At 72.1% G+C, this 21,251-nt stretch carries 16 protein-coding genes and 4 tRNA genes; 2 read left to right on the forward strand and 18 right to left on the reverse strand.

Annotated elements, in window-relative coordinates:
* Window positions 1–97 precede the first annotated feature (97 nt).
* Window positions 98–1,024, forward strand: a complete 927-nt coding sequence (locus ACGFJ7_RS00620) for an LLM class F420-dependent oxidoreductase (protein WP_360243512.1) — start codon at window positions 98–100, stop codon at window positions 1,022–1,024.
* Here the strand turns inward: ACGFJ7_RS00620 and ACGFJ7_RS00625 are convergent.
* Entirely contained in the window at window positions 1,009–1,644 is a 636-nt protein-coding gene (locus tag ACGFJ7_RS00625; RefSeq protein ID WP_360241174.1) for a response regulator transcription factor, read from the reverse strand. The two genes, ACGFJ7_RS00620 and ACGFJ7_RS00625, sit on opposite strands and share 16 nt — an antisense overlap.
* Window positions 1,596–2,882, reverse strand: coding sequence for a sensor histidine kinase (locus ACGFJ7_RS00630; protein ID WP_392639954.1), 1,287 nt, complete (start codon window positions 2,880–2,882; stop codon window positions 1,596–1,598). Before ACGFJ7_RS00630 ends, ACGFJ7_RS00625 begins: the two co-directional genes overlap by 49 nt.
* Window positions 2,883–2,992: 110 nt before the next feature.
* Between ACGFJ7_RS00630 and ACGFJ7_RS00635 the strand changes: the two genes are divergently transcribed.
* Complete coding sequence (locus ACGFJ7_RS00635) at window positions 2,993–4,000, forward strand: acyl-CoA desaturase (RefSeq protein ID WP_360241180.1); 1,008 nt, start codon at window positions 2,993–2,995, stop codon at window positions 3,998–4,000.
* Here the strand turns inward: ACGFJ7_RS00635 and ACGFJ7_RS00640 are convergent.
* From ACGFJ7_RS00640 to ACGFJ7_RS00715, 16 genes are all read right to left on the reverse strand, one after another.
* Window positions 3,997–5,736 carry a pyruvate dehydrogenase gene (locus tag ACGFJ7_RS00640; protein ID WP_392639957.1) on the reverse strand — a complete coding sequence of 580 codons (1,740 nt, stop codon included), beginning with the start codon at window positions 5,734–5,736 and terminating at the stop codon, window positions 3,997–3,999. The genes ACGFJ7_RS00635 and ACGFJ7_RS00640 overlap by 4 nt on opposite strands.
* A gap of 31 nt (window positions 5,737–5,767) precedes the next feature.
* Window positions 5,768–7,507, reverse strand: coding sequence for an ABC transporter ATP-binding protein (locus ACGFJ7_RS00645; protein WP_392639960.1), 1,740 nt, complete (start codon window positions 7,505–7,507; stop codon window positions 5,768–5,770).
* Window positions 7,504–8,031 carry a hypothetical protein gene (locus ACGFJ7_RS00650; protein WP_360241189.1) on the reverse strand — a complete coding sequence of 176 codons (528 nt, stop codon included), beginning with the start codon at window positions 8,029–8,031 and terminating at the stop codon, window positions 7,504–7,506. The genes ACGFJ7_RS00645 and ACGFJ7_RS00650 overlap by 4 nt, the downstream gene beginning before the upstream one ends.
* A gap of 15 nt (window positions 8,032–8,046) precedes the next feature.
* Complete coding sequence (locus ACGFJ7_RS00655) at window positions 8,047–9,528, reverse strand: nitroreductase family protein (RefSeq protein WP_360241192.1); 1,482 nt, start codon at window positions 9,526–9,528, stop codon at window positions 8,047–8,049.
* A complete protein-coding gene (locus ACGFJ7_RS00660; RefSeq protein ID WP_392639965.1) occupies window positions 9,525–10,127 on the reverse strand; it encodes a TOMM precursor leader peptide-binding protein in 603 nt (200 codons plus the stop codon). Before ACGFJ7_RS00660 ends, ACGFJ7_RS00655 begins: the two co-directional genes overlap by 4 nt.
* Window positions 10,106–11,368 carry a YcaO-like family protein gene (locus ACGFJ7_RS00665; protein ID WP_360241198.1) on the reverse strand — a complete coding sequence of 421 codons (1,263 nt, stop codon included), beginning with the start codon at window positions 11,366–11,368 and terminating at the stop codon, window positions 10,106–10,108. The genes ACGFJ7_RS00660 and ACGFJ7_RS00665 overlap by 22 nt, the downstream gene beginning before the upstream one ends.
* 76 nt (window positions 11,369–11,444) lie before the next feature.
* Window positions 11,445–11,594 (reverse strand): hypothetical protein, encoded by a 150-nt coding sequence (locus ACGFJ7_RS00670; RefSeq protein WP_360241201.1) that lies wholly within the window; start codon window positions 11,592–11,594, stop codon window positions 11,445–11,447.
* Window positions 11,595–11,683: 89 nt separating this feature from the next.
* Complete coding sequence (locus ACGFJ7_RS00675; protein ID WP_392639968.1) at window positions 11,684–13,675, reverse strand: BTAD domain-containing putative transcriptional regulator; 1,992 nt, start codon at window positions 13,673–13,675, stop codon at window positions 11,684–11,686.
* Window positions 13,676–13,766: 91 nt separating this feature from the next.
* The gene (locus ACGFJ7_RS00680; protein WP_392639970.1) at window positions 13,767–15,218 is read right to left on the reverse strand and encodes a LamG domain-containing protein; all 1,452 of its coding nucleotides are present in this window, start codon (window positions 15,216–15,218) and stop codon (window positions 13,767–13,769) included.
* 138 nt (window positions 15,219–15,356) lie between these two features.
* Window positions 15,357–15,430: transfer RNA gene (locus ACGFJ7_RS00685), tRNA-Arg, on the reverse strand.
* A gap of 5 nt (window positions 15,431–15,435) precedes the next feature.
* Window positions 15,436–15,508, reverse strand: a tRNA-Met gene (locus ACGFJ7_RS00690).
* Between the two features lie 31 nt (window positions 15,509–15,539).
* A tRNA-Ala gene (locus ACGFJ7_RS00695) sits at window positions 15,540–15,612 on the reverse strand.
* Between the two features lie 725 nt (window positions 15,613–16,337).
* Window positions 16,338–16,410: transfer RNA gene (locus ACGFJ7_RS00700), tRNA-Trp, on the reverse strand.
* A 465-nt stretch (window positions 16,411–16,875) separates the two neighbouring features.
* Complete coding sequence (locus tag ACGFJ7_RS00705) at window positions 16,876–18,819, reverse strand: methyl-accepting chemotaxis protein (RefSeq protein WP_392639973.1); 1,944 nt, start codon at window positions 18,817–18,819, stop codon at window positions 16,876–16,878.
* A gap of 44 nt (window positions 18,820–18,863) precedes the next feature.
* Complete coding sequence (locus ACGFJ7_RS00710; RefSeq protein WP_392639975.1) at window positions 18,864–20,372, reverse strand: dolichyl-phosphate-mannose--protein mannosyltransferase; 1,509 nt, start codon at window positions 20,370–20,372, stop codon at window positions 18,864–18,866.
* A gap of 56 nt (window positions 20,373–20,428) precedes the next feature.
* The gene (locus ACGFJ7_RS00715; protein WP_360241216.1) at window positions 20,429–21,205 is read right to left on the reverse strand and encodes a DUF6745 domain-containing protein; all 777 of its coding nucleotides are present in this window, start codon (window positions 21,203–21,205) and stop codon (window positions 20,429–20,431) included.
* Window positions 21,206–21,251 lie beyond the last annotated feature (46 nt).

Below are 21,251 nucleotides of genomic sequence, written 5' to 3' on the forward strand. Positions count from 1 at the left end.
ATGACAAGTTCGTCTCAAACCACGAAGTGGACGTATCTCGGACGATCGATCATGATGAGCCGGTATGCGTCCGGATCAGGGATTATTAGGGACGATGATGCGCGTCTGTCTGTTCATCGAGCCGCACCGGGGTGCGACGTACGACACCCAATTGAGGCTGGCCCGGCACGCCGAGGACGCCGGTTTCGAGGGACTGCTGCGGGCCGACCACTATCGCTCGCTGACGCCCGAGCCGGGGCTGCCCGGCCCCACGGACGCCTGGATCACGCTGGCCGGCCTGGCCCGGGAGACGACCACACTGCGTCTCGGCACGCTGGTCAACTCGGCCACGTTCCGGCTGCCCGGTCCACTGTCGATCATGGTGGCTCAGGTCGACCAGATGAGCGGCGGCCGGGTCGAGCTGGGCATGGGCGCGGGCTGGGTCGAGATCGAGCACACCGCGTACGGCATCCCGTTCCCGGCGCTCGGTGAACGCTTCGACCGGCTCGAGGAGCAGCTGGAGATCCTGACCGGGATCTGGTCGGCGCCCGAGGGCGAGGGGTATTCGTACGACGGAAAGCACTATCGGCTCCGGGACGCGCCCGCGCTGCCCCGGCCGGTCCAGCGGCCGCATCCGCCGATCATTGTGGGCGGCAAGGGACCGAAGCGGACGCCGGAGCTGGCCGCCCGGTACGCCGACGAGTACAACATGCCGTTCAAGAGCGTGGCCGACACCGCCGCCGCCTTCGAGCGGGTCCGCGTGGCATGCAAGGAGCGCACCCGCCCGATCACCCTGTCGGCCGGTGTCGTGGTGGCCCTGGGGCGCACGGACGCCGAGGCCCGGCGCCGCGAGGCCCCGCTGCACGCCAAGAGCGTGCTGCCGCCGGAGGACCCGGTGGTCGGCTCCCCCGACCGGCTCGTCCAGCGGATCGGCGAGCTGCGAGAGATCGGCGCGACCCGCGTCCACCTGCGGATCACCGAGATGGACGACCTCGACCACGTCGACCTGATCGCCTCGGAAGTGTTGCCTCAGCTGTCCAGATAGGCCAGCACGGCGAGCACGCGGCGGTTGTCGTCCTCCGACGGCGGCAGGCCGAGCTTGGTGAAGATGTTGTTGATGTGCTTGCTCACGGCCTTCTCGGTGACGAAGAGCCGGCCCGCGATCGCGGCGTTGGACCGGCCGGCCGCCATCTCGCCGAGCACCTCCCGCTCGCGGGCCGTGAGCACGTCGATCGGGCGGTTGCGCTCGAGGAGCTGGGCCACCACCTCGGGGTCCATCACCGTGCCGCCGCCCGCGACCTGCTGCACGGCGTCGAGGAACTGCGCTACGTCCGACACCCGGTCCTTGAGCAGGTATCCGACGCCGCCCCGGCGGTCGGAGAGCAGCTCCCGGGCGTACAGCGGCTCGACGTGCTGGGACAGCACCAGGATCGGCAGCCCCGGTATCTCGGCCCGCGCGGCGATGGCGGCCTGAAGCCCCTCGTCGGTGAAGGTGGGTGGCAGGCGGACGTCGAGCACGGCCACGTCGGGCTTGCGCTCCAGCAGCGTGGGCAGCACCGACGGGCCGTCGTCGACTACGGCGATCACCTCGTAGTCGAACGCCTGGAGGATCCTGGTCAGTCCGTCCCGGAGGAGAGCATGGTCCTCGGCGATGACGACGCGCACGGCACCTCCATGGTCACGATGGTCGGTCCGCCCGGCGGGCTGGACACGGACATCGTGCCATCGAAGGCGGCCAGGCGGCGTTCCATTCCGGCCAGCCCGGTCCCGCGCCGGGGATCGGCGCCGCCGTGGCCGTCGTCGCCGACCTCCAGGCGCAGCGAGTCGTCCTCGTGGTGCATGCTGACGTAGGCGAAGGTGGCGCCGCTGTGGCGCACCACGTTGGCCAGGCACTCGGCGACCGCGAAGTAGGCGGCGGACTCGACCGGCGTCTCGAGCCGCCCGGTGAGCGTCGAGTCGACCGACGTCGGGATGCGCAGCGTCAGCGCGAGCGCGCGCACCGCCCCGTCGAGGCCGCGCTCGGCCAGCACCGGCGGGTGGATGCCGCGGACCAGGTGACGCAGCTCGGTCAGCGCGTCCGAGCTCGTCTCGCGGGCCTCGGCCAGCAGTTTGCGCGCGGTGGCCGGGTCGCGCTCGACCAGTTCCTCGGCCAGGCCGATGGTCATGCCGAGCGAGGCGAGCCGGGCCTGCGCGCCGTCGTGCAGATCGCGCTCGATGCGGCGCAGCTCGGCGGCCTGGGCGTCGACCGCGTCGGCCCGGGTGACGGTCAGCCGGCTGACCCGCGAGCGCAGCTCGGCGGCCTTGGTCGGCCCGAGGAACAGCTGGTTGAACAGCGCGTCGAAGCGGCGCAGGTAGGGCGCGACGACCAGCCCCAGCATGGCGATGAGCACGCCCTGCGGCAGCGACAGGAAGCCCTGGGCGACACTCTCGATCGGCCAGTTGACACCGTAGCCGTACCAGACGCCGCCGAGGTGCAGCCAGAGCGGCAGCAGAAGGATGCCCTCCAGCCCGTACGCCGGAAGGGCCAGCGTCACGATGCCGAGGGCCAGCCCGGCCACCGCGCCGGGCAGCAGCCAGGCGAAGTCGCGCCAGGTGGCCGGGTCGGTGACGATCCGCCGGAACGCGCCCCACCCGATGGGCAGGCTGCCCTCGGGGCGCGGGCGGTAGGGCCGGTCGATCCGCACCCCATACCACCCGGCGAGCCGCCGGGACACGTCGGCCTTGGCACGGATCAGCGCGGTCACGCCCGGCAGGATCACCAGGCCGAGGCCGAGCACCGGGGTCAGCACCAGGCCGAGCACGAAGAACACGAACAGCGGGATGTTCATGATCGCCAGCACGATCGTCAGCAGCCCGGTGGCCACCGCCCGCAGTCCGTCGCGAATCCAGTCTCGTGTCTCCACCGACTCATCGTGACCCACCGGTGCCGGTCGGTGCAGTAGTGCTAGCCCTACCGAATTCGGGGGCCTGGCATTACTGCCCTCGCGGGCGAAACCGAGAAGCCTTGACCGGCATGACGACAATGGCAGAGCGGCCGAGATCGACGGCCGGCAGCGACTTCGCCGAGCTCAACCGACGGATCAACGCGGCCGGTCTGCTGCGCCGGCGCCCGGCCTACTACGTGCTTCGCCTCGGCCTGGTCGCCGCCGCGCTGGTGGGCGGCTGGGCCGCCTTCTTCCTGATCGGCGCGTCCTGGTGGACCCTGGCCGTGGCCGCGGTCCTGGCCGTGGTCTTCGCGCAGACGGCGCTGGTCGCGCACGACCTGGCCCACCGGCAGGTGTTCCGCACCAACAAGCCGAGTTCCCGGGCCGGCCTGATCGTGGCCAACCTGGCCATGGGCATGTCCTACGGCTACTGGATGGACAAACACACCAAGCACCACGCCAACCCGAACCACGACGACCTCGATCCGGACGTGGGCCCGGGCGTGCTCGCCTGGTCGCCGGAGAATGCACGCGGTTTCATCGGCAAATACCAGGCATATCTCTTTTTCCCGCTCCTGACCCTGCTCGGCCTTTCGCTCAAGAAGGACAGCGTGCGCGCCTTGATGAACGGCACCGTGCGCAAGCACCGGGGCATGGAAGCGCTTCTGCTGAGTGTCCACTTCGTCGGATACATCGCCGCGCTCGCCCTCGTGCTGACCCCGCTGCAGGCGGTGGCGTTCCTCGTCGTACACCAAGCGATCTTCGGGGTTTATCTCGGCCTGACCTTCGCGCCCAACCACAAGGGCATGCCGCACCCCGACGGCACCGAGGACTTCCTGCGCAAGCAGGTGCTGACCTCGCGCAACGTGCGCGGCGGACGGCTCACCGACATCGCCCTGGGCGGGCTGAACTACCAGATCGAGCACCACCTGTTCCCGGCGATGCCGACGCCCAACCTGCCCACGGCGCAGCCCATCGTGCAGGCGTACTGCGCGGAGATCGGCGTCCCGTACGAGATGACCAGCCTGACCGATTCGTACCGCCAAGCCTTGAGTCACCTCCACGAGGTGGGCGCCGACCTCCGCGCCGGGCGTTAACGCGGGAGGTTGCGCAGGTTCGTGCGGGCCAGTTGCAGCATCTGGCCGACCCCACCGGCCAGCACCGTCTTGCCGGCGGAGAGCGCGAAACCCTTCGCCTCCTCGGCGGTGATGTGCGGCGGGATCTCCAGCGCGTTCGGGTCGGTGACCACGTCCAGCAGGGCCGGGCCGTCGTGGTCGAGCACCGAGCGCAGGGCCGCCCTGAGCTCGCCCGGCTTCTCCACGCGTACCGTGTGGAAACCCGCGGCCCGGGCGATGGCCGCGAAATCGACCGCGTCGTGATCGGTCTCGTAGGGCGGGTCGCCGGCCACCATCATCTCGAGGCGGACCATGCCCAGGCTCGAGTTGTTGAAGACCACGACCTTGACGGGCAATTGATGGGTACGGGCGGTCAGCAGCTCACCGAGCAGCATGGCCAGGCCGCCGTCGCCGGACATCGAGACGACCTGACGCCGCGGGTCGAGTTTGGCGGCGCCGAGCGCGTGCGGCAGCGCGTTCGCCATCGTCCCGTGCACGAACGAGCCGAGGATCCGGCGCTGCCCGTTCGGGGTGATGAAACGGGCGGCCCAGCTGCAGCACATGCCGGTGTCGACGGTGAAGACCGCGTCGTCGGCGGCCTCCTCGTCGAGCACCCGCGCCACGTACTCGGGGTGGATCGGCACGAGGTTGTCGACGTCGTGGGTGTAGGCGTTGACGACCTTGTCGAGCTCGTCGACGTGCTTGTGCAGCATCTTGGCGAGGAACTTGCCGTCCTTGCGCCGCAGCTTGGGCAGCAGCGCCCGGATCGTCGCGCCGACGTCGCCGGCCACGCCCAGCTCGAGGGCGGTGCGCCGGCCGAGCCGCGACGGGTCGATGTCGACCTGGATCGTGTTCTTCTGGGGCAGGAACTGACGGTACGGGAAGTCGGTGCCCAGCAGCAGGACCAGGTCGGCCTCGTGCATGGCCTCGTAACACGAGCCGTAACCCAGAAGACCGGTCATTCCCACGTCGTACGGGTTGTCGTACTGCAGCACGTCCTTGCCGCGCAGCGTGTGCCCGATCGGCGCGTTCAGCACGCCGGCCAGCTGCAGCACCTCGTCGCGGGCGCCGGTGCAGCCGATGCCGCCGAAGATGGCCACCTTGCCGGCGGCGTTGATCCGTACGGCCAGGTCCTCGAGCACGTCGGCCGGCGGCGCGCCGATCACCGGACCGGCCACCGGATGCCCCGTACCGGTCTCGTTGGTCGCCTCCATGGCCAGCACGTCACCCGGCAGCACGAGCACGGCCGCGCCCCGCTTGCCGACCGCGGTCTGGATGCCGACGCGGGCCATCCGCGGCATCTGCTCGGGCGCCGAGACCATCTCGGTCCAGTGGCTGGCCTGCTCGAACAGGCGCTTCGGGTCGGTCTCCTGGAAGAAGCCGGTGCCGATCTCGGTCGAGACGATGTGCGAGGCGAGGGCCAGCACCGGCACGCCCGACCGGTGCGCGTCGAAGACGCCCTGGATCAGGTGCGTGTTACCCGGCCCGCAACTGCCGGCACACACGGCCAGCTTGCCGGTGAGCTGCGCCTCGGCGGCCGCCGCGAACGCCGCGGCCTCCTCGTTGTGCACATGCACCCACTCGATCTCGTCGCTGCGCCGGATGGCGTCGCTCAGGGAGTTGAGACTGTCCCCCACGATCCCGTAGATCCGCCGCACACCCGCCTGAACCAGCACCTCGACCAGCTGATCCGCGACCGTCTGACTCCTGCCGAACATTTCCGCCTCCCGCCCTCGTGAGTACGAGGACCTACCTACCCGCCGCCGTTGCCGGCGCAACGGAGTCGCGCCTCACACCCATCGCCGCGTAGGCGCCTCCCAGCGCCATCAGTTCCTCGTGCGTGCCCGACTCCCGCACCCGCCCGCCGTCCAGCAGCACCACCCGGTCGCCGGCGTGCAGAGCCGGGATCCGGTGCGCGATCATCACCACCGTGCGGCCTCCGGCGTGGTCGACGACCCCGCGGACGACCCGGTCGGCGGTCGCCGGGTCGAGGGCGCTCGTCGCCTCGTCCAGAACGATCACGCCACGGGGCGCCAGCAAGCCGCGGGCCACCGCGAGGCGTTGCCGTTCGCCGCCCGACAACTGGTAACCGCGCTCGCCCACCGTCGTGTCGAGCCCGTCCGGGAGCCGGGCGACGAGCTCGTCGAGGGCGGCCGCCGAGGTCGCCGCGGCCAGCTCGGCGGCCGTGGCGCCGGGCCGGGCCAGCATCAGGTTCTCCCGCAGCGAGGCGTTGAACAGCACCGACTCCTGCGGCACCAGGGTCACCAGCTCCCGCAGCCGCCTCTCGTCGGCCGGGCCCGAGCCGGCCACCTCGATGACACCCTCGCCGGGCGGCAGGAGCCCGGCCAGGGCCAGCGCCAGCGTGCTCTTGCCCGATCCGGTCGCGCCGGCGATCAGCACGAACGATCCGGCCGGGATCTCCAGGTCGACGTCGTGCAGGGCGCGACGATTCCGGTACGTGTATCCGACCCCCCGTACCCTCAGCGCCGGCACCGGCCCCGGTGTCACCGGGCCGGCCGGCTCCACAGTGGCCGGCGCGTCGAGGTAGTCGAAGACCCGGTCGACCATCGCCCCGGCGCTCTGCACGGTCGTGCTCAGCTGCAGGAGCTGCTGGATCGGGCCGGACAGCCGCAACTGGAGCGTGGCGATCACGACGACCGTGCCCAGAGTCAGGCCGGGGAAGACCGTCCCGGACAGCCAGTACACCGCCGGCGGGAGGCAGGCGAAGGTGACCGCGCTCAGCGCCCACGCGTTGGTGCCGACCATCCGCTGGCGGTACGACAGGTCGCCGATGCGCTCGGACACGGTGCCGAAGCGGTCACGCTGCCACTCCTGCCGGCCGAGCGTGCGGCCGAGCACGATGCCGGACAGGCTCAGGTCCTCGCCGACGACGCGCATCATCTCGCCGACGCCGTCCTGGCGCTGCCGGGCCAGCACCCGGCCCCGGCGGGCCAGCACGTTGTTGGCCAGGTTCAGCAGCAGGGCGAGGCCGATCGAGATGAGCGCGAGCGGCCAGTTGAGGGCCAGCATGACGGCGAAGCCGGCGATCAGGCCGAGGGCGGCGAAGACGACGCTCTGCCCGGTCGAGGTCAGGATCTCGCTGATGCCGCCCATGTCGCTGACGAGCCGGGCCTGCACTTCCGCGGTGGAGTTCTCGGTGAAGAAACCGAGCGGCCGGCGCTGGACCCGGTCGTACAGATCGGCCCGGAGGTCCCGCACGACCCGCAGGCCGGTCCGGTGGGTGAGCGCGGTCTGCCCGACCGAGGCGAGCGTGCCGATCACGCCGGCGGCCAGCATCCCGCCGCACAGCCAGCCGACCGCCGTGACGTCGTGACGGGGCAGGGCCTCGTCGATGAGTCTCCGCAGCAACAGCTGGCTTCCCGCCGACAAGCCGACCGAGACCGCCATCAGCGTCACCGCGAGCAGCACCGCCCGGCGGTGGGGCCGGAACCGGGCGGCGATCCGCCGCCACCGGGACGCCCCGGTCACGCGGCCCGGCCGATCGCCACGGTGAACAGATGCCGCAGGCCGGCGCGGCCCGCCGCTTCGGTCGTCGCGCCGTAGACGGAGGCGGACAGCCCCACCGACAGGGCCGACAGCCACGCGGCGTAACCGAGGGCACCGGCCGCGACCAGCAGCCCGCCGTATCCGGGCCCGGCCGGCGAGCACGCGCGGACGAGGTCACCCCGGACGGCCAGGATCACCGGGGCCGTCGGCGCGAGCGACCCGAGCACCTCGGTGGTCCCGATGGTGAGCAGGTCCGCGGCGAGGGGGAACTCCGGCCGGAGCATGTCCACGGCGTTGCCCGTGATGAAGGCGAGCTCGGCCGGCGACAGTGGATCGGCCGTGAACCGGCGGACCGACCGGCGGTCGCCGAGAACGTCGGACCACGGCCGCGGGCCGGGCCGTGGGGCCGCCACCGGCCGGACCGGAGTGGGTGCCGGTCCACTGTGGCGACGGCCCAGCAGACGCCCGGCCTCCTCCATGAGCACGGTTTCCTCGACAAGGGGCATGGTCGCCCGCTCCTCTCAGCTCACGAGGCCGGCCAGGCCGGCGACGACGGTCACGATCTCCCGGTCCGGGCGCAGGTCGAGCACGTCCGCGAGGCGCTCGTCCCAGGCCGTCGCCGGCCGCGCCGTCAGGCCGAGTTCGCGGGACACCACCGCGAGCTGCATCGCCGCGCAGCCCGCGTCGAGGTGCGCCAGGCGCAAGGCGAAGGCGCCATACTTCTGCCCGAGCCGGCCGACGTCACCGACCAGCACCAGCACCGCGTCGAGCCCGCCGGGCGCCAGGTCGGTGCCGGCCAGGGCTTCGCCCAGGCCGATCCGGTCGGCGTGGGCCACGACGAGCTCGTGGGTGAGGTCGTCGTAGCGGCAGACCTCGCCGTCGGCGGTGATGACGTAGGCGGCCGGCGACGCCTGATTGCCGCCGCTCGGCGCCCACCGCCGCCGGTCGGCCGGATCCGCCACGGCCCGCTGCCCGGCGACGCGGGACAGGACCGTGCCGAGCGGGTCGCCGGACGGCAGCGGCCGGCGGGGCGAGGACCAGAACGCGGGGCGCGTCGTCTGGAGCTCCAGCAGCCGGCGCTCCTCCTCCGGGGTGGTCCGGCCCGCCCACACCGGCTCGTGCCGGCGGGTCCGCATCCACCACTCGTAGGCCTCCGCGGTGGTGGCGTCCCCGCCGGCCAGGCCGCACTCGGCACAGCCCGGCTCGGGCACCGCCAGCCGGGCCTCCGAGGTCAGGCCGGCCACCGTGACCCGGACGACCCGAGGCGGCGGCGCGGGCTGATGGGTGTGTGCCACCCGGGCCAGCACCTCACCCGCGGCGAGACCGGCGAGCAGGCCGGCGGTCGCGTCGTCCGGGGCGCCACCGACCGTCCAGCCGGCGCCGGCCAGGCCGGTCGACAGACACGACGGGCACAGCGGCATCTGCCGGTCGAAGAGCGGGCCGAGCTGGATCTGATCGGCGCCGGCCGCCGCCCGCAGGACGGGAACCCCGGCCGGGCGGCACACCGCCACCACGGCCTCGAGCTGGTCGTCACCGGCGACCACCAGCCGCGGCCCGTCGCCGTCGAGGGCGGCGCCGAGGTCGGACGAGACCGTCCCGACACCGGCCTCGAGCAGGTCGGCCGCGAGCTGGTCACGGACGGGACCCGCGACGGCCGGCACGACCACCGCGCGGCGCAGGACGTCACGCAACTCGGCGCTGGAGCGGTAGCCGCCCGCGGCCGGAAGCATGCGGGAGAAATAGGCGTCGCCGCCGGGCGAGCCGTCCAGCAGCCCGCGGGCCTCGAGCATGGCCAGGGCCGGCGCCAGCTGTTCCGGGCCGAGCCCGAGACCCGCGGCCAGCTCGCCCGTGTCGTGGCGGCCGTCGAGCAGGTCGAGCAGCCGGGGCAGGACCGTGGTGGCGGCGCGGCCGGTGAACCAGTGCCGGCTCGGGCCGCCCTCGATGAGCAGGCCGTTCGGCCCGGGCACGACAGCCAGTCCGCGGGCCAGCCGAGGGGCGGTCACCGCGCACCCACCGGCGTGCCGAGCCCGAACAGCGCGGCCGGATCGCGGGGACGCACCGGCGGCCCGCAGCGGGCGCAGCCGGGCATGGGCGCGACCGGATCGGCGGTCAGGCGCGGCCCGTCCGGCTGAAGCGTGACCACGCGCCCGGCCAGATCCGCCACGCGCCGCAGCAGGAGCCGGACGGTGGCCGCGGTGGCCCGCGCGTGATGCGGGAGGAAGCCGGACGGACCGAGGGCGGGGTCCCGGTCGTACGCCTCGTGCAGCATCGCGCTCTTGTCACCGTGCATGGTGTGCTGCGCGCGGCGCCGGCGACAGCAGTCGAAACACGGCGCCGCCGGCGGCTCGATCCACGGGCCGATCCGGACCACGGGATGGTCGAGGATCACCGGAAGCCACGGCGTGCCGGTGCCGAACGACATCCGGTCGGCCTCGTCGCAGAGGGCCGGCGACGGCCGCCACAACGCCACGACCACGACGTCCGGGCGGCTCGCGAACGCGGTTCCCAGATCACCGGCCGGCGTGGCCGGAAGGTCGGCGGCGACGCGGCGGCCGAACGCGCCGACGCCCAGGGCACTGATCACGCGAACGGTTGGGGCCATGTGTTCAACTCCTGTTCGGGCAGCACCCGGTGTCCCATCCGGGCCGGCGCGCCGTACAGCCGGGGATGGGCCAGGAACTGGGCGTACGGGTGCAGGCTCATCGGCTGGAGGTCGGGGATGACGACGCTCACCGAGGTCAGTCCGGCGTCGGCCAGGTCTTCCGGTGTCGTGTCGACCACGGCCACCGGCATGCCGCGCTCGGCGAAGACAGCGGTCAGCCGGGCCAGAGCGGCCCGCGGATCGGCGGGCAACGGCTCGCGGCGCCGGCGCGGCCGGTCCCGGGCGCCGTCGACCAGGAAGTCGAAGGCGTGCGCCCGCTCCGGCAACCCCATGTACCGGGCGCCGTCGTCGATCTCGCGGATCCGGTCCACCGAGTCGGGAACCGGTGTGGTGGCCGAGTGCAGGTACGGGGTGATCGTCATCGTGTCGACCAGCGCCTTCTCGGCCGCCGTGACGAGATCGCGGGCGGTCGCACAGCCGACCACGTTGCGCAGCACCGGGTCGTGCTCGGCGACCTGCAGGCAGTAGACGGTCGGCACGCCGAGGTCGGTCGTGGCGTCGAACAGGTACGTCCGGACGAAATGCCGCTCGGCCCCGCGGAGCAGATAACGCAGGTCCTCGGAGGTGACCTCCGCGCCGATCAGCGGCAGCGGCAGGCGCTGGAGCCAGGTCAGCGCGATGGCGTCCCGCTCGACGACCTCGCAGACGGCTCCGATCACGGCCTCGACCGGGTCGGTGTGCACCGACCACCCGGTGGAGATCCGGTAGGTGAACCGTTCCGCGGGTGTCACGTCGTGCAGGCGATAGGCCGCCTGCACCGCGGGCACCCAGATCGGTTCGCCCGAGGTGAGCTCCAGCCCGCGCACCCAGCGGATCGGCGTACCGGCATCGAACGGCACGACACGGCATTGCGGTCGCGCGCGCTCGGCCGCCGAACAGCGCGGGTACCGGGCCGGGTCGAGCACCATGCCGTCGAGGTCGCGCGCCGTCGCGGTCACGGCCGGCGCGGTCTCGCCGTAGACGCGCGCCGCGTACCGCTCCGCCGCCTCCGCGATGGCGATCAGGCGGGCGTGTTCCGGCCCGCGCAGCGAGCGGCCGCCGCCCCGCGTCCGGTCGTCGCGCGGGCCACCGGCGGAGGCGCCGACACCGGTCAGCCGGGCCAGGCCGCGGGCGGCGTCGGGGCGGCCGACGGTGGCGACGATGCCCGCCGGCGACACCAGGTGGTCCAGGGTGGATGTCATGGGACTTTCCCTTCGCGGCCTCGGTCGGGTGATGCCGTGCGGGGTGGCGCGTCCACGCCACCCCGCACGGTGACCGTCACTCGTTGCGCGAGCAGTCACACCAGGCGTTGCCGCCACCGCCGGCGCTGGCCTCGCACCAGGTCTCGCTGCCGAGATCGGTGTCTTCCTTCTGGAAGCCCTCGGTGACGTCCTCGACGGACAGGTCCAGCACGTGAAGCTCGTGCATGTCCAACCTCCTCGATGGTGTGCGATCCGCCCCGCCGCGGATCTTGCGGCGGAACGGATCGGAACGTATCGGCGGCCGCTAACAAACCGCTAAGCCTGCAGGAAGGTGGCCAGTTGCTGGGCGTGCTCGTACCAGGGCGTGCTGGCCGCGAGGAACAGCGCGGCCCGGACGTTCGCGTACTCGGCGCGGGTCCACTGGCGGGCGGCGCGGCGGTCGGCCGGCAGCGGCACGGCGTGGGTGCCGTGCAGGTACCAGTCGAGGACCGCTCGCAACGCCCGGTCGCGTTCCTCGGTGCTGTCGTCGCGACGGCTCAGCCGGACCGCGTACTCCCGCAGCAGGTCGTGCAGGTGGTAGCGCCCGGGGACGGACTGCTGCAGCAGGTGCTCGTCGAGCAGCGCCTCCAGCCCCGCCTCGGCCTCGGCCACCTCCAGCCCGGCCAGCGCCGCCACCGAGGCCGGCGTCATGTCGTCGCCGGGGTGCAGGCCGAGCAGGCGGAACAGGCGGCGAGCGGCCGGGTCGAGGGCGTCGTACGACCGGGCCAGAACCGGCTCGACCGCCCGGCGGCCGGCCACCAGCTCGTCCAGCCGGTGGGCCCGGCCGGACAGGCGGGTCACCAGGTGCTCGACCGTCCAGCACGGTCGCGCCCGCAACCGTTGCCCGGCCAGGGCCACGGCCAGCGGCAGATGCCCGCAGAGGGCGGCCAGTTCGCGGGCCGGGGCCGGTTCGGCGTCGAGCCGGGCCCGGCCGGCGATCTCGCCGAGCAGTTCCACCGCCTCGGCCTCGGTGAACGGGTGCAGCTCGACCGAAAGGGCCCCGTCCAGCGCGAGCGTGCGCCGGCTGGTGACGATGACCAGGCAGGCCGAACTGCCCGGCAGGAGCGGGAGGACCTGCTCCTCGTCGGCCGCGTTGTCCAGCACGACCACCATCCGCCGGCCGGCCAGCAGATCGCGGTAGACGGCGGACCGGCCGCCGAGATCGGGCGGGATCCGGCCGGCCGGCATACCGGAGGCCCGCAGAAAGGACTCCAGCACGGCGGATGGGTCGGCCGGCGCCTCGGCCGGCGCGAAGCCCCGCAGATCCACGTAGAGCTGGCCCTCGTCGTACCGGCCGGCGGCGACCAGCTGATGGGTCACGCGCAGCGCGAGACGCGTCTTGCCGACGCCGGCCATGCCGGCCACGGTCCACAGGGTCGCCGCCGTCGCGGGGTCGCCGCACACGGACGAGGCCATGGCCGCGACCTCGGCCGCCCGCCCGGTGAACTCGGCGATGTCCGGCGGCAGCTGGCGGTAGGTGTTCACCGGCGGGCGGCCGTCCCCGGCGAGCACCCCCGGATCCTCGGCCAGGATCCGCCGGTGCAGCTCCCGCAGTGGCTCGGACGGCTCGACGCCGACCTCGTCGACCAGCCGCCGGCGCAGATCGCGGTAGACGGTGAAGGCTTCGGCGGCGCGGCCGGTCCCGGCGTACACGGTCATCAGTTGCCGGTGGAAGGTCTCGCGCAGCGGGTGTTCGGCCACGAGCGCGGTCAACTCGGCCGCCAGCCCGGCGACGCGGCCGCCGGCGAGCAGCGCGTCGACCCGCTCCTCATGGGCTTCGGCCCGCGACTCCTCGGCCGCGGCGGCGACGAAGCCGATCGCGGCGTGCTCGAGGCCGCTGAAGGCCGGCCCGCGCCAGCGCCCCAGGGCCACTTCGAGCAGCCGGGCCGCGCCCTCGTCGTCACCCGAGGCCCGCAGCGCGCGGGCGCCGGCGACGTCAGCGCGGAACTGCGCCAGGTCGAAGCTGTCGCCGCTCACCCGGACCAGGTAGCCGGGCGGCCTGGTCAGGATCGGCGCGGCCGCCCGGTCGCCGCCGGCCGCGAGTCGCCGGCGCAGATCCGAGACCATCCCCTGCAATTGCACACGGTACGAGGGTGGCGGGTGCTCGCCCCACAACGCGTCGGCCAGCTCGTCGGCCGAGACCACCTGGCCGGCGTGGGCCAGCAACAGCCCCAGAACCAGGCGCCGCTGCGGCCCACCCAGATCGATCGTCTCGGTTCCCCGCTCCACGACGAGCGGCCCGAGCACGCGGAAAGAAAGAACACTCACTCCTGAACCCACTCCCGGCCCGATAGGTGCGGGCAGGAGGGATCATCCGGGGAGCGCCTTCCGTTTCGCTCTCGGTCCGCTCTCGCCGGGCTCAGACGACGCGGGCGGCGGCCACAGGCCTCTTCGCGATCGGGTACGTGCCGTCGCTGCCGCTGTTCGCGCTCCAGCGGTACCCGGCGAACAGGCCGGCGGCGTCGGCGTAGAACATCATGTGGCCGATCCCGGCGCCCTGGAAATTGCTCACGTCGTCGACCATCCGGGTGTCCGGGTACGGCGCGTAGGTGGCCTTGCCGTACACACCGTGCGGGTCAGCCGTGCAGTCGACCACCTCCACCGCGTACTGCTTCGCGCCCTCGATCGCCGGGCCGTTCGGGTTCTCACCCTTCAGCTCGCGCACCATCACGATGTGCCCGCTGTTCACCTGGCCCGGTCCGGTGCGGGCCGGGTCGTAGTCGATGGCGATCAGGTCGCCCGGCTGGAGATCGGTGACCCGCTCCACGCGCCGGAAGCGGGTACAGCTGCCGGCGGCGAAGACCCGCTGGTAGTCCTCGGCCTCCGGGGACTCGCCGAAGAACTGGTCGAAGAACGCGGCGGTCACCCAGGGGTACGTACGCCCGAGAACCCCGGAGATGAACGAGGCGCACCGGGCGCGGGCGATCCAGGAGGCCGGATCACCCGGACTCCCGAACGTGAGCACGGCCGGGTTGTCCATGTCGTACACGTTGTTGGCCCGGGCCTTGACCCCGGACACCACCCGGACCTCGTCGGCGCTCAAGGCGCGCTGATAGACCCGGACGTCGGAGATCGCCCCGTTCCACCGGTTGGCCGGCGCGCTGTTCCAGGTGGCCCGTCCGAGGTGGAGGCTGGTGGTCGCGGCCCACGGCGTGATCGAGGAGGCGACCTCGGCGCCCGGCACGCCGTCGACGAAAAGCCGGATCGTGCCGCCGGCGCTGACCCCGGCCAGATGGACCCAGACCCCACGCGGATCACCGCCGTTGCCGCCGGCCGCCGACTCCTTGACGGTTCCGGCCGGGTCACGCACCTTGAACGCCCAGCCGAACTCCGGATCCCACTGCAACAGGAACCGGCTGGTCGCCCCCGAATCCTGGCTGACCGCGGTGTACATGGTGGTGAGGGCGGCACCCGCCGCGAGCCGAACCCAGGCCGACACGGTGAACGGCTTGCTCGTGTCGAGAACGGCGGCGGCAGTCGCGTTGGCGGCCGGCGTCGTGTCGAAACTGAGCTCCCCACCGGCCCGCAGCGTGGTGAAACTGGTGCCGGCGCCCCGGACGAGCGCCCCACGCCCCGTACGGTCGACGCCGTCCCCGCACAGCGGCCAGTGCCCGGCCAGCCCTTCCGGCAGATGCCCCGCGGCAAGCAGCCGCTGATATTGCACCATCTGCTCGGCGACGATCAGATGGGGTGCCGACACCGGCGCGAAAGGCCGGTCCAAGCTCTCGGCCCGCGCCGGCTCCGACCCGGCGAACGCTCCCACGCCCACCGCGGCCACCCCACCGAACAACCCCCGCCGACTGACGCGCATCGATCCCCCCTCGTGTTGAGGCCGGAGTGTATCGACAACGCCGGGATTTGGTGGCAGGGGCGGGATTCGATCCCCGGCTCATGAGACCGAACTCCTCCACCCTGCGATTGCTCTACCTGTCGAGCTAGCGGCACTCCGTGCCCCCGGGGAGATTCGAACTCCCGATCTCCGGCTTCGTAGACCGGCGCGCTGTCCAGCTGCGCTACAGGGGCTTGCATGTCGTCGGGTGGTGTCGAACCATCCGGCCTCCGCCTTATGAGGGCGGCGCTCTACCGCTGAGCTACGACGACGCGTCGAGACACGGCTACCGCCGCGCCACCGTGGACCCGGCCGGTCTCGAACCGGCCACCTCCCGCTTGCAGGGCGGGCGCTCTCCCTACTGAGCTACGAGCCCATCACTTACCCGGCTCGGCCGCGCCGGGCTTACCGCACCCACTCCCGCCCGGCTTACCGCGTCCACTGCCCATCCGGCACTGCCAGGCTTACCGCGTCCAATGCCCACCCGGCACCGCCAGCCGTACCGCGCCCGCTCCCACCCAGCACCGCCAGCCCTACCGCGCCCGCTCCCAGTACCGCGCGCCCTAGCGTGCCCGCCCCCAGCACCGCGAGCCCTTCCGCGCCCACCGCCACCAGCACGACCACGCCTACCGCACCCACTCCCCCAGCACGACCACGCCTACCGCACCCACTCCCCACCCGACACGGCTGCGCTGGCAAGGAGAAGTGGGGTGAGGTGTGAATGGCCGAGAGCGCGGATCGGAAGGGCAGCCGTCGGGCTGGCATGAAGAGCCGTGGTCAGAAGCGTGGGCGGAGGAAACGCCAGCCGACAGGTGGGGCAGGAAGAGCGGTGGCCGGAAACGCGGGAAACGCTAGCCGACGAGTCGGACAGCAAGAGCGGTGGCCGGGAACGCGGGAAGAGACGCCAGCCGACGACGGTGGCCGGGGAGCGCGGGGTGGGAAGGGTGGCGGGTTCGGGAAGAGGTGGCCGGCGCGTTGGGTGGGTAGCGCAAGTAGTCCCGCCCAGCTAGCCCGGCGGTTGTCCTACCCGCCGCAGCCGGCCCGCGTGGCCACGTTCTCGACCCATTTCTGGGTGCTATTAAATTGTTTTGGAATTAAGCACACGGGCGGCAGGAATCGAACCCGCAACCTTCGGCTTTGGAGGCCGCCGCTCTCCCCATTGAGCTACGCCCATACGACATGAAAAAGCCGCCCGTCCCGAACCGGGAGGGCGGCGACCATACAGCTGCTGATCAGCTGTTTCGCCTGCACACTCCCGAGACGGCTCGTCGCCAGGACGCCGGTCCGCACGCGCGGAGGGCGACCATGTTGGTGGCCTGCCACATCATCTCGCTCCCCTTTCTCGTACGTTCGACGTTCTGACTTTTTGAACATTAGCCGGTGCTCGCCATTCTGACAATCCCTTTTTCCCGCGCAATAGCGGTTGACCTCAAGCGCGGTTCAGGTTGGCGGGTGGGAATGCGAGCAGCTGCGTTCGGAGACGCCGGGACCGCCCGAGGTTCTGAAGGAGATGGAGGCGCCCGCTGGGCCGGTGGGTGTGCGGATCCGGACGGCCGGCATCCAGCCGTACGACTGTGCCGTGCGAGGGGTGGAACCCGCCCGGCCGGGGCGAGGTCGTGATCGTCGTGCCGGGCGAACCCTAGTAGCGGAATGCTCGGACCAGGGTGGTCAGGTCGGCGGCCAGCTCGGACAGGTTGGCCGCGGCCTGCTGGGTCGTCGCCGCCACGCCGGCGGTGGAGGAGGCCACGTCGGCCACGCCGGTGATGGTCTGGGCCACGTCGCCGCTGTTGGCCGCGGCCTCGGTCACCGTGCGGCTCATCTCGGCCGTTGTCGCCGTCTGTTCCTCGACCGCCGAGGCGATCGTCGTCGTGTACTCGCCGATCTGGTTGATGACCTCGGCGATCTCGCCGATCGCGGCCGCGGCGGCCGTGCTCGACGACTGGATGGCACCGATCCGGGCCGTGATCTGCTCGGTGGCCTGGGCGGTCTGCTGGGCCAGCTCCTTCACCTCGCCCGCCACCACCGCGAAGCCCTTGCCCATCTCGCCGGCCCGGGCCGCCTCGATCGTCGCGTTTAGGGCCAGCAGGTTGGTCTGCTCGGCGATCGACGTGATCAGCCGGACCACCTCGCTCACCTCGGCGCTGGCCGAGCCCAGCTCGGCCACCTGGCTGTTCGTGCGTTCGGCGACCGACATGGCCTGGTTGGCGACCTGCGCGGCCCGGGCCGCGTTGGTGGAGATCTCGCCGATGGAGGCGGTCATCTGCTCGGCCCCGGCCGCGATGGAGTGCACGCCCGAGTTGACCTGCTCGCTGGCCGAACGGGCGGTCAGGGCCCGGCCCGAGGCGTCGGCCGCGCCCGCCTGCAGCTGGGCGCTGACCTGGTTGAGGTCCTGGGCGGCGCCGGTCAGCCGGCCCGTGGAGTCGGCGATGCCGCGGATCGTCACCGCCACCTTCTCCACGAAGCGGTTGAAGGCGCCGGCGAGCTGCCCGGCCTCGTCGTCGCGGGCGATGGTGACCCGCTGGGTCAGGTCGCCGTCGCCGTCGGCGATCTCGGCCATCCGGTCGCGCAGCTTCTCGATCGGGCGCACGATCGTGCGGGCCAGGTACAGCGCCGCCGCCGCGGCGACGAGCACGGCGATCAGCGTCAGGACGACGCTGATCTGGCGGGTCGTGTTCGCCGTGCCCAGGATCGTGGCGGTCGGCACCGAGACCACGAGCGTCCACGTGTCGCTCGCCCCGAGCGCCACCGGCGCCGCGGTCCACAGCGTCTCGTCGCCGGTGTCGCCGACCTCCTGGGTGGTGTCGCCCGCTTGCACGGCCTTGGCCGCCAGCGCCGCGATGTCGTCCGGGGCCGCCTTGCCGGCCGCGGCGGAGTCCCCACCGCCGACCACCACGCCCGCGGTGCTGACCAGCACGGCCCGGCCCGTGCCGAACGGCCTGATCGCACCGACCAGCGTCTGCAGGCTGGCCAGCGACATGTCGATGCCGGAGACACCGACGACCGTACCGCCGCGTTTGATCGGCACCGAGACGGAAGTGATCAGAGTGTCGACACCGCCGACCTCGTACAGGTAAGGCTCGATGACCTTCTCGGCGCCGGTGGTCTTGGGAATCTGGTAGTAGTCGCCCGGCCCGCTCTTGTCGTAGTCGGTCAGCGGCGTGAGAGCGATCTTGCCGGCGTCGCGGTACCAGTACGGCACGAAGCGCCCGGTGGCGTCGTCACCCGCGCCCGCGTTGCGGTGCCGGCTGTCCCGCCCGTCGAACGCGCCGGGCTCCCAGGCCGTCCACACGGCGAGGAAGTCGTCGTGGCCGGCCAGCACCGAGCGCAGCTGGGCGTTGGCGGCGGCCCGGCTCGAGGTCACGGAGAGCGCCTGAGCCATGTCCCGCGCCGTATCGAGGCCGCCCAGCACCACCTGCCGGACCTCGGCGGCGTTGCGCTGGGCGACCTCGTCGGCGTAGGCGAAGCCGGTGTCCCGCGCGTTGCCGGCGTTGCGGTGGGTGATGTACCAGACCACCGCCACCATCGAGATCACCAGCATCAGCACCATCGAGACGATGATTCTCATCTTGATCGTGAACGACACTTCTGGAGGCTCCCACGCCGGATGCCCCCGAATGAGGGGATTCCTCAGATCCAGCGGCTCCCCAGCCACATTCTCTGGGACCAGCTGTCGTACGGGATCGACGAGCCCACGAAGATCGGATAGAAGTACGCGAAGCAGAGAGCGACCAGGACCACGTACGCCGCCGCCGCGATCGTGCCGATCATCTGCCGGTCCGACCGCGCGGCCCCGGTGGTGACGCCCTCCGGCGGGGTCATGATCGCGCCGAGCACGTAGACGACGGCCAGGATCAGGAACGGCAGGGCCGGCAGCGCGTAGAACGAGAACATCGTGCGCCCGTCCTTGATCGCGTAGTAGAACCACGGGAGCAGGCCGGCCACCACGCCGGTGCCGATCGCCCACGCCCGCCAGTCCCGCCGGGCGATGCCGAACCAGGTCAGGGCGGCCAGCGCGGGCAGGAACGACCACCACAGGACCGGCGTGCCGAGGAGCAGGATCTGCCGTACGCAGCTGGGAGCGCCGCAGCCGGTCGCGCTGGGCCAGTAGAAGTTGACCGGGCGGCCCAGCAGCAGCCACTGCCACGGCCACGACTGGTACGGATGCTTCGAGGTCAGGCCACTGTGGAACTCGTACGCCATCCGGTGGTAATGCCACAGGTTCATGAGCGCGCCGATCACCGGCGGTTCGTCGCGCCCGTTGCGCGCGCGGTCGTGCCGGAAGTAGCCCGTGTCGGTGACGAACCACCCGGTCCACGTGGCCAGGTACACCACGAGCGCCACACCCAGCGTCAGGATCAGCCAGCCGAGGTCGCGGCCGATCCGCCCCGGGACGCCGGCCGAGCGGCGTGCCTGGATCCGCCAGACGAGCACCAGCGCGGCGAAGAAGGGCGCGAAGAACAGCGCGCTCCACTTCACGCCGCAGGCCAGGCCCAGCATCACTCCCGAGGTCAGCAGCCACCAGGGCACCCGGGGTGGGTCGCCGCCGGTTTCCAGCGCCCGCAGCAGTCCGCGCCGGTAGTGGTCGCGGTCGAGCACGACGGCGGCGAACGTCATCAGGATGAACAGGCCGAGGAAGATGTCGAGCAGCGAGATCCGCGACAGCACCAGCTGATAGCCGTCGAGGGTCATCAGCAGCCCGGCCGCGCCGGCCAGGACGACCGAGTGGAACAGCCGGTACGCCACCCGGATGAGCACCAGGATCATCAGGATGCCGGCCACGGCGGGCATGAACCGCCAGCCGAGCTCGGTGTTGCCGAACAGCGCCTCGCCGACCGAGATCAGCCATTTGCCCAGCGGTGGATGCACGACGTACGCCGGGCCGTTGGTCTTCTCGTCCCACTCGACGCCGTGCTGGAGCATGTCCCAGGCGTCGGTCGGATAGTAGACCTCGTCGAAGACGTAACCCTTGGCGCTGGTGATGCCGTTGAGCCGCAGGATCGCCGCGATCACCACGATCACCCCGGTGACCGCCCACGAATGCGGGTCGAGCCAGTTGTCGAGGGTGGCCAGCCGGCGCCGGACGATGTCGGGCACCGCGCGAAGAGTCGTCGGCTCCGGAGCCAGCGTTGTCGTCACTCCGCGATCGTAGGGCCGGGCACCGGCAAATCGATGCCCGGCGAACCATCAAATCGTCAGCCGCCCAGGTTCACGACCCACCCGTCGCGAAATTCGACACGCTTGCTGTGTACGGCGGCAGGTCGCTCGACGAGCACACAGCGGTCCTCACCGGGCCACCACCATCCCGTCGACCGGGCCAGCGCCTCCCAGGCGGCCAGCTCACGACCGGCGCCGGGCGCGACCAGCCCGAGCCGGCGCAGAACGTCGACGTGGGCGATCCACCAGGCGTCCTGCTGCCCGTACCAGCCCACCGGGACCGGACCGAGAGCCGCCCGCACGGCAAGATAGAAGGTGGAGAATGTCTGGAACAGCGATTGGCGTACGCCCTGGGCCAGGATCTCCCGAAACGGAAGGCCCATCTCGAGGGCCCGCTCCGGCGGCAGGAGGGGCCAGGACTCGCCTTTCTTGCGCTTCGGGGCGGGCCGGTCCGAGGGCGGTTCGGTGTACGTCTCGTCCACCGTGGACCTGAGAAACGAGAGCCCCGCCGCGATGTCGCTGGCGATCGGCGGGCGGCCCGGTGGGCGCCGGGAGGCGACCCAGGAGCGCAGGTCGTCGTGCGTGGGCAGACCTGCGAGGTACGGCCGGGCCGCGCGCGGGGAGTCGACCCAGACGAACTCGGGCCGGCGATGACAGATCGAGGCGATGGCCTCTTCAGCGGTCTGGCGGTCGGCCGGCTCGGTGGAGAATCCGATGTCCAGCCATTCGCGGCGGATGTCCACCGCCTGCTGCCAGAGGTTCGTACGGAGCGCGGCGTCCCGCCGCGCGAGCGCGATCACAGCGCGAGGGCGCACGCGCCCTTCCGGGAGAAGATCATCATGGCGACCATGATGACCCCCT

Source organism: Actinoplanes sp. NPDC048988 (genome assembly GCF_043197815.1).
In the GTDB taxonomy this organism is placed as follows: domain Bacteria; phylum Actinomycetota; class Actinomycetes; order Mycobacteriales; family Micromonosporaceae; genus Actinoplanes.